Below are 16,540 nucleotides of genomic sequence, written 5' to 3' on the forward strand. Positions count from 1 at the left end.
CAAACAGGTATTATTAGTAATTACAGCCAATTATAATTAAGATCTTAAGCGAATGGATTTCGCTTCAATATCTATTAACTCTTGTTTAAATAAGCCACCAATTGCTTTTTTATAATTAGCCTTACTTGTAGAAAACATCTTCTTTATTGCTTCAGGATCAGACTTATCACCAAGTGGAATAACACCGCCTTCGTTTTTAAGCTTTTGCATAATAGTTTCACCAAGGTCACTTACTTTTCCCATACCTGGCTTTTCTAGTACAACGTCAATTTTTCCGTCGTCACGTACTTTTTGAATATAGCCTTTAAGCTTTTGACCCACAAATAAGCTTTTAAATACCATATTGTAAAAAACAACACCGAAGTGCGACTCTTCAATTAATACTTTGTAGCCAATATCTGTTTTGCCAGCAACAATTAAATCCACTTCTTGTAAGTGAGTATATTGCGGCTCATCTTTTGATAGGAAACGATTAAAGTTGTTTGAGGCACAAATACGTTGGCTTGCATTATCAAGATACAGGCGTACTAAATAAGAATGGCCTTCTTGCATGCGTGGCTTTTGTTCATTAAAAGGTGCAAGCACATCTTTCTCAAGCCCCCAATCTAAAAATGCCCCAATACTATTTATTTCTTTAACGCGTAGTAGGGCATACTCGCCTACTTGAGCATGTGGTTTCTTTATTGTTGCTGTGGCTAAATTAGCATTGTCTAAAAAGATAAATACACTAATACTATCGCCCGCTTCAAGCTCATGTTTTATTTCTTGTTTTGGTAAAAATACTTCACCTAAATCATGGCCGTCTAAGTAAGCACCTTCGTTACTCACTTCTTTTACAAATAATGTTTGTGTGGTTCCTAGGTAACTCATAATTATTCCTGCTCAGGCTTTTTTTTACGGCGCATTGGTGTATCGCCATCAATGTTCATCGGTGCTTTAATTGGTGCTGTAGGCTTTTTAGGTTTAGCTTTGCGTTTAAATGCAGGCTTTTTAACAGCGGCGGCTTTTTCTTTAGATTTGTCCCACGCTGCCTCAGGTTTTTTCTCTTTTAAACCTTTAAACTTAGCTTTTAAGCTCTCTATGCTCGCAAATTTTAATTCGTCATTTAAAAATGCTTTAATAGCTAAATAACTTGCCCAATCTTTTGGGCCAACTAATGAAATTGCATTTCCTTTAAAGCCAGCACGTCCTGTACGACCTATGCGGTGTACATATTCTTCAGCGTGTTTTGGTAAATCAAAGTTAATAACGTGCGTTACGCTCAACAAATCTAAACCACGAGATGCAACGTCGGTGGTGATCAATATTTTAAAGTTTTCGCGACTAAACGAATCCATGATATCTAAACGTTTGTTTTGCGTTAAATCACCAGCAAGCGCTACAGATTTGAAGCCTTTAGCATTAAGCGCTTCACTCAAACGGCTCGTGTCAGAACGCGTTGCTGTGAAGATAATACATTGACCAACATCATCTTGGTTTAAAAAATGCTCTAATAACGCTTCTTTATGATCAAGGTGATCGGCAAGGTATAACGTTTGTTTAATATCACTATGTTGCTCATTTGCTGCACTTAGCGTAATTTGCTTTGGTTTTTTTAATAGGTTACGTGATAGTGCATCTACTTGTGCATGGTCAAGTGTTGCAGAAAACAATAACGTTTGACGTAGACGGTGATTAGCTTGCTCGTTAATCATTTTTAACTGCTCGGTAAAGCCTAAATCTAAAATACGGTCGGCTTCATCAAAAATAAGCAGTTCTAGTCCACTCAATTGCAATGAGCGTTTTGTAATGTGATCAGCTAAACGCCCAGGTGTAGCAACTACGAATTGTGGGTCGTTTCTAAGTGCTTTTATTTGGTCATTAAAGTTTTCGCCGCCAAGTATTTTAACTGCCTTAATAGCTGTACCAGCAATTAATAAACGCAGCTGAGTAAATACTTGCGTAGCAAGCTCACGCGTAGGAGCAACAATAAGTACACGAGGATCGCGTTTACTGAGTGCTTTTTGTTTCATAACCCTTTGTACAGCAGGTAATAAAAACGCCAAGGTTTTGCCCGACCCAGTTTTAGACTGAGCGAAAATGTCATGCCCTGCAAGTGCGGTAGGCACTGCATGCGCTTGAATATCGGTGGGCTGGGTGATCCCTTGATGTGCTAGTTGTGTTTCAAGGCGTGTATCAATCCCAAGATCAGTAAACTGCAATGTGTGTTTCTCCAAAATGAGCAAATTAACTCTATAAATTTATCAGCGCATTATAGCTTACACAGCTAGGTCGCTAACAGTAAAAACCAATCTATAGCGCTATTTTTTGCAATTAAACTAAAAAAGCGTAAAATACGCGCCCCATATGCGCCGGATTTACGATTCGGTAGACGCCAATATTGGCTAACAAGGCAAAATAGGAAATATAATGACTGTTGTTCATAAAGATAATGTAACGGGCGATCACTTTGTAGTGTGTGCGCTGTATAAGTTTGTAGGTTTACCTGAATTTGAAGCTATCCGTAAGCCATTACTAGAAGTGATGGAAGCAAATGAAGTACGCGGTACTTTATTGCTCGCTGCCGAAGGTATAAACGGCACTGTTTCTGCAAAACGTGAAGGGATAGACAACTTATTAGCATGGCTAGATGAGCAACCAAATTTAAAAAACATCGTTACAAAAGAATCTTACGACGATGAATGCCCGTTTTACCGCACTAAAGTAAAACTAAAAAAAGAAATTGTAACGATGGGCGTTGAAGGCGTAGATCCGCTTAAAGTTGTGGGTAGCTATGTAAAGCCAAATGAGTGGAACGCACTTATATCTGACCCTGAAGTAATTTTAATTGATACACGTAATGATTACGAAATTGAAATTGGTACATTTCAAAATGCGGTCGATCCAAATACTAAAACCTTTCGCGAATTTCCACAGTGGGCAAAAGAAAACTTAGACCCTGAGAAACACAAAAAAGTGGCGATGTTTTGTACCGGCGGTATCCGCTGCGAAAAATCGACAGCCTACATGAAAGAGCAAGGTTTTGATGAAGTTTATCACCTTGAAGGCGGTATCTTAAAATACCTAGAAGAAGTGCCAAAAGAAGAAACCATGTGGGAAGGCGAGTGTTTTGTATTTGATAATCGCGTTGCGGTTGATCATGACCTACAAAAAGGCTCTTATGATCAATGCCACGCGTGTCGTATGCCAATTACAGAAGACGAAAAGTTAAAGCCTGAATACATGGAGGGCGTCTCTTGTCATCATTGTATTGAAGAAGTAACGGACGAACAACGCGCACGTTTTGCAGAGCGCCAAAAGCAAATAGAATTAGCGCAAGCGCGTGGTGAGGGCCATATTGGTAATGAAGCACAAGCTGTTTTACAGCAACGTAAAGAAGCTAAAAAAGCCCAAAAAGACGCTCAGCGCGGTAAATAAATTTATACAATAAGTATTACATTTAAAGAGTCTATTTAGGCTCTTTTTTTGTGCCTAAATTTGTACAGTAATTGTTTTCACACCCCGATGATAGTGTTAATCTGCAAAACAGATTTAGTCATTTTAATGTGCATACAGGAAGGGATTTATGCAAGCCGAACAAGTTGAAATCGCACAATTTTTAGCACAACATCCTCCTTTTGATGACTTACCTCAAAAAGCGCTTAATGAGCTAGCTCAACAAGTAGAAGTGGCTTATTTTAGAGCAAAAACAGATATCTTGAGTTTTGGACAAGACATTTCTGATTTGTATGTAATTAGAAGTGGCTCTGTAGAAATGTACCGCCGAAATGGCGAGCTGTATAATCGTTTGGCTACCGCAGGTATATTTGGTCAAATGGGTTTATTGATGAACCGTAAGGTACGTTTTCCTGCAACTGCTCTTGAAGATACGTTAGTATATTGCATAAATGTCGAGCTATTTAATCGTTACTGTGATGAGTTTGATGCGTTTGCTGATTACTTCGAAACAGACGGTAACGTGCGTTTGCATCAAGCTATTGTCGAACAAGCCGATGGCAATGACCTGACAACCGCGAAGGTAAAATCATTAATTCACAGAGATGTAGTCACCGTAGATGCAACCTCTACGATACAAGATATCGCTAAATTAATGACCGAAGAGGCGGTATCGTCAGTGTTGGTAACCGATGTAAATAAACCCATAAATGATGACCCAGAAGAAGATGATGGACAAGTAGTTGGTATAATAACCGATAGGGATTTACGCACTAAAGTAGTGGCTAAAGGGCTTGCCTTTAACACGCAAGCAAAAGACATTATGTCCACTAACTTAGTACTATTAGATGCTAATGACTATATTTTCGAAGCAGTACTTGCCATGCTTAGAGATAACTTACATCATTTGCCAGTAGTACAGAAAAGACGCCCAATAGGCGTTATCTCCCTCTCTGATATTTTGCGTTATGAATCCCAAAGCAGCTTATTACTTGTACGTGGCATACTGGCTCAACAAACAATAGAGGATTTGGCGCATTATGCACGCCAATTGCCCAATGTGTTTGTTCGTATGGTGAATGAAGATGCAAACTCACACATGGTTGGTACAGCCATGGCTGTTATAGGGCGTACATTTAAACAAAGACTACTTGTATTAGCAGAAGAAAAGTTTGGGCCACCTCCTGTGCCTTACTGTTTTATTGCTCTGGGCTCAATGGCTCGAGACGAGCAACTTATTGTAACCGATCAAGACAACGCGCTTATTTTAGATGACAGTTATGACGATGAAAAACATAACGCGTATTTTCAAAATATTGCCGATTTTGTGTGTGATGGTTTAGCACAGTGTGGTTACACCTACTGTGATGGAGAAATTATGGCGTCGTTTAAAAAATGGCGTAAAACTCGCTCACAGTGGTTCGATCAATTTGCAGATTGGATAGCGCAGCCAAAACCACAAGCATTGCTTAATAGTTCTATATTTTTTGACTTAGACGGTGTGTGGGGTAAAACCAAGTGGGCCGACGAGCTTAAAATATTTATAGCAAAACAAAGTAAAGTAAATCGCGTATTTTTAGCTAATATGGCAGCAAATGCTAGAAATAGAACACCTCCACTAGGTTTCTTTAAAGGCTTTGTTATGGAGCATAATGGCCAACATAAGCGTTCAATGAACTTAAAGCGAAGAGGGACTGCACCTCTTTCTGATGTTATTCGCGTGCACGCATTGGCTATTGGTTCGCGTAAACAAAATTCGTTTGAGCGACTAGAAGACATTATTGAAGCGAAACTTTTACCACAGGGTAAAGCGCAAGATTTACGTGACGCACTTGAGTATATTGCCATGATGCGAATTCGCCATCAAGCGTGGCAAATAGAGAAGGGCGAAGAGCCCGATAACGACTTAGATCCACATTTACTTTCTCCGTTCGAGCAACGAAACTTAAAAGAGGCATTCGCCATTTTAGAAAAAGCACAAAGCTATTTAAAATTTAGCTACACAGCAAACTCTGGTGTAAAGTAGCCTATGAATCCGCGTAATCATAAAGCAATTGATTGGCAAGCTAGGTATAACGAGCTTGCCAATAGCACCAAAAATAAACTCCTAAAACACTTTTATGCGGGTGCTTATAATCAAAACAAAGCTGCAATAAAAGACGTGCCTTTTGTAGCAATGGATTTTGAAACAACAGGCTTAAATAGTCAAAACGACGATATAGTGAGTGTTGGTTTGGTGTCGTTCAATTTAGAGCGCATTTATTGTAAGCACAGTCGGCATTGGGTTGTGCAGCCTAGGCGAAACCTTCATGAAGAGTCTATTTTAATACATGGAATAACGCATTCTGAGGTGGACGACGCCCCCGACTTTAATCAAATTATAGAGCCTTTACTTGAAGCGCTCAGTGGTAAAGTTGTCGTGGTGCATTATGCCGCAATAGAACGTCACTTTTTAAATAATGCGTTATTGTTAAGGCTTAAAGAAGGTATTGAGTTTGCACTTGTTGATACAATGGAAATAGAAAAAAGAGCACTAAAAGCAAGGCAGGGTTTATTAGGGCGATTGTTTAACACAAAATTAGGTTCTCTTAGGCTAACAGATTGCCGTGCGCGTTATTCCCTACCAGCATATCAAAATCACAATGCGTTAACGGATGCACTTGCTACAGCAGAACTTTTACAAGCGCAACTGAGTTATCATTATCGTGTAGATACTCCAATCTCAGAGCTGTGGTTCTAGCTTTTAATGACCAAACAAAAAAACGCCGCAAAAATTGCGGCGTTTTCGTTACTAATTAAAAGTGTTACTTACTAAAAGTATTATTTAACTGGGCGAGGCTCAGTTCGTAAACCTAGAACTAAACTTAAACACATAAATAATAATACAATAGTAAATGGCAAGCCTGTAGAGACAGCGCCTGCTTGTAGTGCTTCAATTGCTTGTGTGCCACCAATCCAAAGTAAAGCAGCTGCAATTGCGCCCTCAACCGATGCCCAAAATATACGTTGTGGTACCGGTGCATCAATTTTACCGCCAGCTGTAATTGAATCAATTACTAATGAACCAGAGTCAGATGACGTAATGAAAAATACCAAGACTAATAAAATTGCAATAAACGATAAAATATTAGATAAAGGTAATTCATCAAGCATTTGGAACATAGCTAAAGGTACATCAGTTAAACCATTAGTGCCTAACGCACCAACACCATTAACTACTTGATCAATCGCAATACCACCGTAAATAGACATCCATAAAACAGTAACTAGAGTAGGAATAAGTAAAACCGCAATTAAGAATTCACGAATTGTACGACCACGTGATACACGCGCGATAAACATACCTACAAACGGTGACCAGGAAATCCACCAAGCCCAGTAAAACACAGTCCAACCATGCATCCATGTTTCGTCTTCACGACCGTGAGGATTACTCAATGGAATAATATTTTCTACATAGCCCATCACGGTAGTGGGTACATTACCCATTGCTACAGCAAAGCCTACTAAACATACAAACAATAATAATGAAAACGCAATTAGCATATTTACATTACTTAGTAGTTTCACACCACCGTCAATACCACGAACCACAGAGACAATGGCTAAAAGTGTTACACCCGCAATAACTAGAATTTGAGAGCCAATGCCACCTTCTGTACCAAATACATGGTTAATACCTGCAGAAGCTTGTTGCGCACCTAAACCTAAAGATGTTGCAAGGCCAAATAACGTAGCAAGTACAGCTAAGATATCAATGATATGACCAGGCCAACCCCAAGCTCTATCACCTAATATAGGGTAAAAAATAGAACGAATTGAAAGCGGTAAACCTTTATTATAGGTAAAAAATGCAAGAGATAAACCAACAACAGCGTAAATAGCCCAAGGGTGAAGACCCCAATGAAACATAGTTGCGCCCATTGCTAATTTTGCAGCTTCTGGTGTATTAGCGGCTACATTAAGCGGTGTTTCGTACCAACCAGTAAAGTAAGCAACTGGTTCAGCAACGCCCCAAAACATAAGGCCTATACCCATACCCGCAGCAAATAACATAGCAAGCCATGAAACGCGAGAGTGAGAAGGTTTAGCGTCATCACCACCAAGGCGAATATTACCGTAAGGAGAAACAATAAGTGCTAAACAAAAGAGTACAAAGAAGTTAGCAGCCCACATAAATAGGGCATCAAAATTATTAATAATATCGGTCTTGATACTATCAAGCGCTGTTTTTGCAGTTTGTGGGTCGGTAACAAGTATGGCGATTAAAAAGATGACAATCAGGCCCGCACTAGTTCCAAAAACAGGGTTGTGAATATCAAACCCCCACTTTTGTACGTTGTCCTGACCTACGGTGTAATCCGTGTTGTCAATACTATATTTGTCATGATTTTCCTTCATGCAATACCTCTTTAGTTGTCCTAACAAGCCAAAATAAATTCGGCGTCATATCGAATTACATTAGTCTTTAAATATTAAGTAAAAAGTAATACCGTAATTATTTGAAGACTAACTAATTTGAAGCGTGATCATACAGCTAGTAGTGTATGAGTTAAATATTAAATGTAAATGAATTTGTATTTAAAACGCTGTTTATATGGCCAAATTCATGATTCTTTCATTTAAAAGCCCTAAATTTAAAAATTCAGTGAACGTTAAAATTTAGTTTGCTATTAAAAGTATTAATTTACTTGATTAAGTAAAAAAAGATCATTTTTAAGTAGCTTAATTAATGCTTAAATATTAGGACTTGTTAGTCTTTAAGGATTGAAATTTGTTAAGTCTAGTCGCGATTTAATCGCTCCTAGATTTATAGCTTAGCGGTTCGGTAACAGCTTATGCGTTATTTTTCATGCTTGCATGCACGTAAGAATAATCAAAAACCGGCTAGCAAAGAGCAAATTTCTCTTCAAGGCTATTATAAATTTATAAGCCGATAAGCACCTTTAATCAAGTTGTAATATGAATATGATTTAACACAACATTAGGGCATGTTGAATTTTGGCGATTGAATTTACAGTAGTATGTTTGGTTTTTAGGCAAGGCAGAGCCTATGTAGTGTGGTCATTCCCCATAAATAGGCGATAACGCAGCATAAATACCAAACATACACTGCCCTTTGGGTTCTTTCTAGGGACGATTAACTCTTTGTTACTCGGTTTTTACTTAGCCCACTAGGTTACAAACCTCGTGCCGCGATTTAATCGCCTCTAGATTGAACAAATTTCAATCCAAAAAGCTCAGCATGCCCTAAGCTATATTTTATAAATAGATAGGCAAAGGATTAATACTATTATGCGTGAAAGCGTTACAAACGATACCAATCAAAATGTACTTGTTAAACGCTTTTGCAGCGTTAGAGACGAAAGCCTAGCTATTATTGAGCCACTCACTGTAGAAGATTGCCAATTACAAGCTATGGTTGATGCCAGTCCTACTAAATGGCATTTAGCGCATACCACGTGGTTTTTTGAAACATTTTTACTTAGTGTTCATTGTAAACAGTACGCAGTGTTTAACCCTCACTATAAAATGCTTTTTAATTCTTACTACAATGGGATTGGAGAGCAATTTAAACGGGCAAACAGAGGAAGCTTATCTAGGCCAGGTTTAGACGAAGTGCTAGCTTACAGAGAACATGTAGATAGCCGCGTGATTGAATTACTTAAGACTGACGTTAACCCGCACATTAAAGATATTATTGAACTTGGGTTACACCACGAGCAACAGCATCAAGAACTAATGCTTATGGACATCAAATATAACTTTTCAGTAAATCCATTATTTCCTCAATATAAAACATCGCTTTTAAATAGCCAAAAAAAATCAGCTGATATTAAACCCCTTAATTTTATCAATTTTGAACAAGCCATTATTAATATTGGCACAAATGCCGACGATGAATTTGCATATGATAACGAGTGCCCCAAACACCAAGTACTAATTCATCCATTCAGTTTTGCTAATAGATTGGTCACTAATGGTGAATATTTAGACTTTATAAATGCCGGTGGATATAGCAATCCACAATATTGGTTAAGCGACGGTTGGGCGCATATTCAAAACACTCGTTTAACGCATCCATTATATTGGCATTGCATAAATAACGAGTGGTTTGAGTTTACACACTATGGATTGCAGCCTCTTAATTTAAGTGCACCAATCTGCCATGTTAGTTATTTTGAGGCCAGCGCCTATGCTAATTTTGTAAAGGCTCGCTTGCCTACAGAGTTTGAGTGGGAATATGCAGCTAAAAATACAGCTTCAACAGAGATTAATAATAACGACCTAACACCTCAGCAAGCAAAGACTGATACTGAAATAAACCAGTTAACTGATGCGTGTTGGCAATGGACGAACAGTGCATATTTACCATACCCTGGTTTTAAGCCTATTGATGGAGTAGCAGGGGAGTACAATGGTAAGTTTATGAATAACCAAATGGTGCTACGTGGCGGGTGTGTGTTTACCCCTCAAAACCATTTACGACAAACATATCGTAATTTTTATTACCCGCATCAAGCGTGGATGTGCAGCGGGATAAGACTAGCTAAGGATATAGTATGAGCCAAGTAACAGCGATTAAGCAAAGTAACATAACCGACACTGAATTTCTAAACGACGTGATAAGCGGATTAACTCAACAACAAAAAACGCTTCCGTGTAAATATTTTTATGATGATAAAGGTGCTGCATTATTTGAGCAAATAACAACATTACAAGAGTATTACGTAACACGAACTGAGCTTTCTATATTAGAGCAACATTCGCAGTCGATTGCTCAAATGCTACCTGAAAACCTCTCTATTATAGAGCCTGGCTGTGGCTCGGGTAAAAAGGTTGCCTATTTATTAGCGCATATGGCAAACGTAAAAACCTTTGTACCGTTTGAAATCTCTGAAGAGATGCTCAGTTATTCACTTGCTCATTTGTCACCGTTATTTCCAGATTTGGCAATTTCGCCATTATTAGGAGACTTTACACATAGTCAAATGGTTAAACAGCTAACCAAAGACACCGCTTTAGATAGTCAAACAAATCTGGTGTATTTTCCAGGCTCTACTCTTGGTAATTTTGCACCTGTAAAAGCAATTGAAATTATGAATAATTTCCATCGCTTATGTGGTGTAAATGGCTATGTGCTAATTGGCATTGATTTAGTAAAAGAGCGCCAAGTGTTACTTGATGCATATAACGATAAATTAGGTATAACCGCCGCGTTTAATAAAAACTTACTACAACGTATTAATAACGAGTTAAATGGCACATTTAACTTAGACAATTTTAGCCACGAGTCACGCTTTAACGAGCAACATAGCCGTATCGAAATGCATTTAGTGAGTAATTGTACTCAAAGCGTGATTATAAATGATCAGCAAATAGACTTTATAGCAGGCGAAAGCATTCATACGGAAAACTCTCACAAGTACACGCTTGAGTCGTTTAAGCAGCTTGCAGCGCAGGCTAATTTAAAGTTAGAGCAAACATGGCAAGACGATAGTAACTATTTTGCCTTGTGCTTATTAAGACCGCTTTAAACGTTACTTAAGTTTAGGGCGTGTTGATCTTTGATAGTTGAATTTGCAGCAATATGTTTGTTTTTTAGGCAAGGCAGAGCCTATGAAGTGTGGTTATTCCACATAAATAGGCGATAACGCAGCATAAATGCCAAACATGTGCTGCCCTTCGGGTTCTGCCTAGGGGCGATAAACTCTTTGTTGCTCGATTTTTACTTAGCCCACTAGGTTACAAACCTCGCGCCGCGATTTAATCGCCCCTAGATTGAACAAATTTCAATTCGCAAAGATCAACACGCCCTAGTAAATGACAACTTGGGCATTGTTAAACTCATAGTTTAGCAATGCGCCATTATTTGATTGCTGTATAAGCTTAGCTTTATTTAAACCATGCAGTCTAAATAGAAGTGGGGCAATAACAGATACCGCAGAGCCCGTTGCACTGTCCTCATTTACGCCAAACTGGGGGGCAAAATATCTAAAACGCGCTATGGCATATTTCTTGTCTTTATTTTTTATACTAAGAGTAATTACTGCATTTTTGTGGAGTTTACTCAAAGCTTTAAAATCAACGTGTAAGCTTTTTAAATCGTCTCTTTCAACTTCTTTATTAAATTCTTCATTAAATAGCACGACGGTATAACCGTTTTTATCACCGGTACTGTAGGCTGCTTTTATTACTGAGGAAAACACACTTTTTAACTCACCTTTAGCTAATTCGCTTTTTTTAGGCTCTATACTTTTTACTAACAACTGGGCGCGTTGTTTTTTTACTCTTATAGCAAAACGCTCATTACTCATTGATATAAATACTTCAGGGCAATAACCAAAATACTTTATTAAAAAATTAGCGGCCGCTAAAGTACCATGCCCACAGCGTTTAATTTCACTTGTTTGGTTGAACCAGCGAATATTACAATGGCGTTTAGTTATCTCATTTTGATTTAAAAATACGGTAGCAGGGTGGTTTGATTGTGATGCAATATATTGCATTGTTTTTGATGTTAACCCAATTTTATAAATAACAATTAAAGCACTTGAGCCTTTTAAGTTATTTGCAGGGCTATAAAAAACAGATTCGGTGGAAGTGAGATTTATAAAGCGAAGCGTAAGCCATTTGGGCTTACGCTTCGTTAAACAAAGAGTGTTATCCTTTGCTTGCATACGCGTCGTTATGAACGCCCGCAGCACGACCTGATGGATCTGCATTGTTTTGGAACGATGCGTCCCATGCAAGTGCTTCAGGAGTCGAACACGCTACCGATTTACCATGTGGTACACATTTAGCTGATGCATCACCAGGAAAGTGCGATTCAAAAATAGTACGGTAGTAGTAAGCTTCTTTTGAATCTGGCGTATTAATAGGGTATTTAAATTTAGCATTTGCAAGCTCTTGATCGCTCACTTGCTCATTTACAAACTCTTTTAACGTATCAATCCAACTGTAACCAACACCGTCTGAAAATTGCTCTTTTTGGCGCCATAAAACTTCATCAGGCAAGTAGCCATCAAAACCTTCACGTAAAATGTGTTTTTCAATTTTGCCATCTTTACACATTTTGGCTTCAGGGTTGATACGCATAGCAACATCAACAAATTCTTTATCAAGGAACGGTACACGTGCTTCAACGCCCCATGCTGCCATTGATTTATTAGCACGTAAACAATCAAACATATGCAGTTTTGATACTTTACGGTTTAGCTCTTCATGAAACTCTTGTGCGTTAGGGGCTTTATGGAAGTATAAGTAACCACCAAATAGCTCATCAGCACCTTCGCCAGATAACACCATTTTAATGCCCATTGCTTTAATTTGGCGAGCCATTAAGTACATAGGTGTAGAGGCACGAATCGTTGTTACATCATACGTTTCAATATGGTAAATCACTTCACGCAGTGCATCAATACCTTCTTGAATGGTAAAAATGATAGGGTGGTGAATAGTACCAATCATGTCAGCTACTTTTTGGGCAGCGGCTAAATCAGGTGAACCCTCAAGGCCTACTGAAAAAGAATGCAACTTAGGCCACCATGCATCGCTTTCATCGTTATCTTCAATACGTTTGGCAGCAAAACGCTGGGTAATAGCAGAGATAACCGATGAGTCCAAACCACCAGAAAGTAATACACCGTATGGTACATCACACATTAGCTGGCGTTTAACGGCCGCTTCTAATGCATCTTTAACGTCTTGCGCTTGTGCGCTGTTATCTTTAACTGCATCAAATGTTTCCCAATCACGCTTGTAATAAGGCGTGATTTTGCCATCTTTGCTGTACAGGTAATGCCCTGGTGGAAATTCTTCAATATGCTTACAAATTGGAGAGAGTGCTTTTAGCTCTGAAGCAACGTAAAAGTTACCGTGCTCGTCGTGACCAGTGTAAAGCGGGATAATACCAATATGGTCACGGCCAATTAAGTAAGCGTCATTTTCTTCATCGTATAAACAAAATGCAAAAATGCCATTTAGATCATCTAAAAAGTCAGATCCTTTTTGTTTATAAAGCGCTAAAATAACTTCACAGTCTGATTGAGTTTGAAAAGTAAAATCAACATCTAGCTCTGCTGCAAGTTCTTTATGATTATAAATCTCGCCATTAACCGCTAAAATATTTGTTTTTTCAGGATTGTATAAAGGCTGTGCACCGCTTGATACACCAACAATAGCTAAACGCTCATGTACTAAAATAGCTTTTTCAGATGCATATACACCAGACCAATCTGGGCCACGGTGTCTAAGCAGCTTTGACATTTCAATTGCTTGGGTACGCAATTGAGCGGGATCAGATTTAATATCTAATACCCCAAAAATTGAACACATAGTAACTCCTCATTCCTATTATGTGTGCAGCAAAGCCAATTTGCTGTGCTGCGAAACCTTGTTTTATCAGAAAAAATTACTCAAGTCACATAGCTTTTATAATTAATTAAGAATAATTTATGCACCAAGTTATATGTAACCGCACCAAAGTGGTTAATGCGTAGTGCCTGCTGCTATTTTTACGTCGTTATTATTGTTCAAAGCTTGTGCAATCATCACTTTTAGCGCGTTAATAACAGTGTCTTCACACATGCTTGGTGCGCCATTGTGGTGCACAGCTTGGCTTGGTAAATAAGGAATATGCACAAAGCCACCTTTCATTACAGCGCAATGATCATTTATGTAATGCATAAGGCCATACATAACATGATTGCATACATACGTACCTGCCGTATTGGAAATGGAAGCAGGTATATTGCTGTTGTGCAGTGCTTGTAACATACGCTTTATTGGTAAATTTGTGAAATAGGCATCAGGGCCATTTTTTTCTATTGGTGTATCGACAGGCTGCTTACCTGCATTGTCTTTAATACGTGCATCGTCAACGTTTATTGCAATACGCTCAATTGATATTTCGCTGCGCCCACCGGCTTGGCCTATACATAAAACAACCGCCGGATTATGTGACTCAATGGCGTTTATAAGCTGACTAATAGACGTATTAAACTCACAGGCAAGTTCTAGTGTATATATTTTGTGTTTCATGATGATAGTTTCATCAAGTTTTTGCACTGCTTGCCAAGAAGGATTGATAGTTTCGCTACCAAAAGGCGCAAAGCCGGTAATTAATACACACGCCATAGAAGAAGTTGATTTAGTCATTACACACCAAGCTATACATTAAAATAATATTAACGGCGAGTAAGGTAACTGCCGTCTGAATTTGAACCTTAATTACATAGTACTTATTTTTTAAGTCTAAAAGAGCTGCAGGAATAATATTTAATTTGCTGCCATAGGCGTCATTAACATACTGCAATAGCCGCTATACATGCCGAGCGCAACTAATGGAGCAGGGCTTGCGCCCATAACCTCCAATTAAAAATGCCATACCTACACAATACAAAACAACCAGCATAAAACGATTATCAGGGCCAAAAATTTAAGTCGAACATAGTTTTCCTATTTATTTTTAGAATATTTTTATAATGTATTTTTAAGTGCAAGGCTCAATTGATGTAGGTGTCCGTCAAGTTTCTGCTTCGCCTTTGCTGCTTCTTCAAACGTTACATATTTAAACTCAACAGTATCTAAAGGTCTAAACTGTGCAAATTGACGTAAGTCGGCTTCAATAACAGTCCCTAGCAGAGGGTAGCCCCCTGTAGTTTGGCCATCATTTAGTAACACAATTGGCTCTCCACTTGGTGGGAGTTGAATACTCCCAGGGCTTACCCCTAATGATGGCAAAGAGTGCGAATGCCCCAAATTATTCTTATGCTCAAGCCTTACACCCATTCGGTTACTATTATTGCTGACTTTAAAAGCGGTAGACACAAAGTTGCTAAGTAAAGTCTCGCCTAATAAGTCGGCATGAGGACTTGGATGCAGGCGTATAAGTTTGCGCTGGGCGGGAGCAATTGCGCCTACCTTTTTAAACTCTCCATAATAAGGAGTAATAGGTATTTTATCACCAGAGGTGAGAGATCTACCTTCAAAACCACCAAAACATGCGTTTAAATCTGTAGATTTAGAACCCATAACTTCAGCATTTTGTATACCGCCTTTCACTGCTAAATAAGCTCTTAAGCCTGCTCTACCAGTAGCAAAACTTAGGACTTGTTTGTTTTTTACTGCGTATGTCCAACCAGGATAAATTGCATGTCCATCAAGGGTTGCTTGCAAATCTGCACCATGAAGCGCAATTACTGTGTCGCAGGTAAATTCCAGTTCGCACAAACCCACAGTTATTTCTAAAACGGCATCATTGTCGTTATTGTTAAGTAATCTATTAGCAATGATTTGTGCAATAGGGTCTAAGCTACCCGCTTTGCTTACACCTAAATGGCGGTAGCCCTCACGGCCAAAATCTTGAATTGTAAGTAATACACCACTTTTAAGTACTTTAATCATGATTTGCTCCTTTATTAACGTGCGGAACAAATTCAAGCGTATCGCCTGGTTGAATTAAACAAGGTTGCTCAGAGGTCGAATCAAACAAAGCAGTATCTGTATGACCTATTATATGCCAACCACCTGGGGTATCTGCGGGGTAAATGCCGGTTTGTGCAGCACCTATAGCAACAGAGCCTTTAGGAACTTTAATGCGTGGCTCATCACGTCTTGGTGTATGTAATTGCTCATTTAAGCCATGTAGGTAAGCAAAACCGGGCTGAAAGCCTAAAAATAAAACGTGGTACTTGGTTTTACTATGAATATTAATAACTTCATCGGCACTTAAATTATGATAGCGAGCCACGTAATTAATGTCCTCACCCTTGTATGTGGTTTTGATTAAGTGATGCTGCCCCTTAAAAGTACTCGTTTTAATATCATTCCACAGCGAAGGTAGCACTCGTAACCACTTATTTAAGTGTTTATCTGATTTTAAATAAAGAGTGAGCGAGTTCATGGCGGGCACCAAATCGCTAAATTCATCAGTGCTTTTACAGTGGCTAGCTAGAGCCCAAATTTTCTTTTGAATAGATAGTATATCTGTAGCGTCTAAATGCGATGCATCAAACAGTAAACTACTGTTTGTTAATGCATAAATATGATGAGCTGGCTTCATTAAATAAACCTATTTGTACAACATAATTTAAACGTAACA

13 protein-coding genes and 1 pseudogene are annotated in these 16,540 nt (G+C 38.6%); 5 read left to right on the plus strand and 9 right to left on the minus strand.

What is annotated here, in order from left to right; genetic code table 11:
* Nucleotides 1–36 precede the first annotated feature (36 nt).
* Both H5157_RS05430 and H5157_RS05435 read right to left on the minus strand, forming a co-directional pair.
* Nucleotides 37–870: a S1 RNA-binding domain-containing protein gene (locus H5157_RS05430; protein WP_002961188.1), complete on the minus strand. Its 834-nt coding sequence runs from the start codon at nucleotides 868–870 to the stop codon at nucleotides 37–39.
* 2 nt (nucleotides 871–872) lie between these two features.
* Nucleotides 873–2,201 carry a DEAD/DEAH box helicase gene (locus H5157_RS05435; protein WP_182715358.1) on the minus strand — a complete coding sequence of 443 codons (1,329 nt, stop codon included), beginning with the start codon at nucleotides 2,199–2,201 and terminating at the stop codon, nucleotides 873–875.
* Nucleotides 2,202–2,409: 208 nt separating this feature from the next.
* On the opposite strand from H5157_RS05435, the gene H5157_RS05440 reads away from it, so the two are divergent.
* The 3 genes from H5157_RS05440 (at nucleotide 2,410) to H5157_RS05450 (ending at nucleotide 6,175) form a co-directional block, all read left to right on the plus strand.
* A complete protein-coding gene (locus tag H5157_RS05440; RefSeq protein WP_002961191.1) occupies nucleotides 2,410–3,417 on the plus strand; it encodes a rhodanese-related sulfurtransferase in 1,008 nt (335 codons plus the stop codon).
* A gap of 148 nt (nucleotides 3,418–3,565) precedes the next feature.
* The gene (locus tag H5157_RS05445) at nucleotides 3,566–5,461 is read left to right on the plus strand and encodes a DUF294 nucleotidyltransferase-like domain-containing protein (protein ID WP_039489770.1); all 1,896 of its coding nucleotides are present in this window, start codon (nucleotides 3,566–3,568) and stop codon (nucleotides 5,459–5,461) included.
* A 3-nt stretch (nucleotides 5,462–5,464) separates the two neighbouring features.
* Nucleotides 5,465–6,175, plus strand: coding sequence for a 3'-5' exonuclease (locus H5157_RS05450; protein WP_182724316.1), 711 nt, complete (start codon nucleotides 5,465–5,467; stop codon nucleotides 6,173–6,175).
* An 80-nt stretch (nucleotides 6,176–6,255) separates the two neighbouring features.
* On the opposite strand, the gene H5157_RS05455 is transcribed toward H5157_RS05450, so the two are convergent.
* The gene (locus tag H5157_RS05455) at nucleotides 6,256–7,836 is read right to left on the minus strand and encodes a BCCT family transporter (protein ID WP_002961195.1); all 1,581 of its coding nucleotides are present in this window, start codon (nucleotides 7,834–7,836) and stop codon (nucleotides 6,256–6,258) included.
* Nucleotides 7,837–8,730: 894 nt separating this feature from the next.
* Between H5157_RS05455 and egtB the strand changes: the two genes are divergently transcribed.
* Together egtB and egtD are read left to right on the plus strand one after the other, a co-directional pair.
* Nucleotides 8,731–10,002, plus strand: a complete 1,272-nt coding sequence (gene egtB / locus H5157_RS05460) for an ergothioneine biosynthesis protein EgtB (protein WP_182724317.1) — start codon at nucleotides 8,731–8,733, stop codon at nucleotides 10,000–10,002.
* A complete protein-coding gene (egtD, locus tag H5157_RS05465; protein ID WP_182724318.1) occupies nucleotides 9,999–10,973 on the plus strand; it encodes an L-histidine N(alpha)-methyltransferase in 975 nt (324 codons plus the stop codon). Before egtB ends, egtD begins: the two co-directional genes overlap by 4 nt.
* A gap of 279 nt (nucleotides 10,974–11,252) precedes the next feature.
* On the opposite strand, the gene H5157_RS05470 is transcribed toward egtD, so the two are convergent.
* The 6 genes and pseudogenes from H5157_RS05470 to pxpB form a co-directional block, all read right to left on the minus strand.
* Nucleotides 11,253–12,116: a PhzF family phenazine biosynthesis protein gene (locus H5157_RS05470; RefSeq protein ID WP_182724319.1), complete on the minus strand. Its 864-nt coding sequence runs from the start codon at nucleotides 12,114–12,116 to the stop codon at nucleotides 11,253–11,255.
* Nucleotides 12,100–13,773 carry an asparagine synthase B gene (gene asnB / locus H5157_RS05475; protein ID WP_182711293.1) on the minus strand — a complete coding sequence of 558 codons (1,674 nt, stop codon included), beginning with the start codon at nucleotides 13,771–13,773 and terminating at the stop codon, nucleotides 12,100–12,102. Before asnB ends, H5157_RS05470 begins: the two co-directional genes overlap by 17 nt.
* A 153-nt stretch (nucleotides 13,774–13,926) precedes the next feature.
* Nucleotides 13,927–14,595 carry a pyroglutamyl-peptidase I gene (gene pcp / locus H5157_RS05480; protein ID WP_220492491.1) on the minus strand — a complete coding sequence of 223 codons (669 nt, stop codon included), beginning with the start codon at nucleotides 14,593–14,595 and terminating at the stop codon, nucleotides 13,927–13,929.
* Nucleotides 14,588–14,866 (minus strand): annotated as a pseudogene (locus H5157_RS21050) (5-oxoproline transporter, DUF979 family subunit); the annotation flags it as partial. The pseudogene H5157_RS21050 and the gene pcp, both read right to left, overlap by 8 nt.
* 50 nt (nucleotides 14,867–14,916) lie before the next feature.
* Nucleotides 14,917–15,843, minus strand: a complete 927-nt coding sequence (locus H5157_RS05490; RefSeq protein ID WP_182724320.1) for a biotin-dependent carboxyltransferase family protein — start codon at nucleotides 15,841–15,843, stop codon at nucleotides 14,917–14,919.
* Entirely contained in the window at nucleotides 15,836–16,501 is a 666-nt protein-coding gene (pxpB, locus tag H5157_RS05495; RefSeq protein WP_182724321.1) for a 5-oxoprolinase subunit PxpB, read from the minus strand. The genes H5157_RS05490 and pxpB overlap by 8 nt, the downstream gene beginning before the upstream one ends.
* Between the last annotated feature and the right edge of the window lie 39 nt (nucleotides 16,502–16,540).

Origin of the sequence: Pseudoalteromonas sp. SG43-3, assembly GCF_014164385.1 — a bacterium.
GTDB classification, from domain to species: Bacteria; Pseudomonadota; Gammaproteobacteria; order Enterobacterales; family Alteromonadaceae; genus Pseudoalteromonas; species Pseudoalteromonas distincta.

Bases quoted from the DNA above. Each gene is read 5' to 3' on its own strand.
- H5157_RS05430 (WP_002961188.1), bottom strand. From the start codon at position 870: ATGAGTTACCTAGGAACCACACAAACATTATTTGTAAAAGAAGTGAGT.
- H5157_RS05440 (WP_002961191.1), top strand. From the start codon at position 2,410: ATGACTGTTGTTCATAAAGATAATGTAACGGGCGATCACTTTGTAGTG.
- H5157_RS05445 (WP_039489770.1), top strand. From the start codon at position 3,566: ATGCAAGCCGAACAAGTTGAAATCGCACAATTTTTAGCACAACATCCT.
- H5157_RS05450 (WP_182724316.1), top strand. From the start codon at position 5,465: ATGAATCCGCGTAATCATAAAGCAATTGATTGGCAAGCTAGGTATAAC.
- H5157_RS05455 (WP_002961195.1), bottom strand. From the start codon at position 7,836: ATGAAGGAAAATCATGACAAATATAGTATTGACAACACGGATTACACC.
- egtB (WP_182724317.1), top strand. From the start codon at position 8,731: ATGCGTGAAAGCGTTACAAACGATACCAATCAAAATGTACTTGTTAAA.
- egtD (WP_182724318.1), top strand. From the start codon at position 9,999: ATGAGCCAAGTAACAGCGATTAAGCAAAGTAACATAACCGACACTGAA.
- H5157_RS05470 (WP_182724319.1), bottom strand. From the start codon at position 12,116: ATGCAAGCAAAGGATAACACTCTTTGTTTAACGAAGCGTAAGCCCAAA.
- asnB (WP_182711293.1), bottom strand. From the start codon at position 13,773: ATGTGTTCAATTTTTGGGGTATTAGATATTAAATCTGATCCCGCTCAA.
- pcp (WP_220492491.1), bottom strand. From the start codon at position 14,595: ATGACTAAATCAACTTCTTCTATGGCGTGTGTATTAATTACCGGCTTT.
- H5157_RS05490 (WP_182724320.1), bottom strand. From the start codon at position 15,843: ATGATTAAAGTACTTAAAAGTGGTGTATTACTTACAATTCAAGATTTT.
- pxpB (WP_182724321.1), bottom strand. From the start codon at position 16,501: ATGAAGCCAGCTCATCATATTTATGCATTAACAAACAGTAGTTTACTG.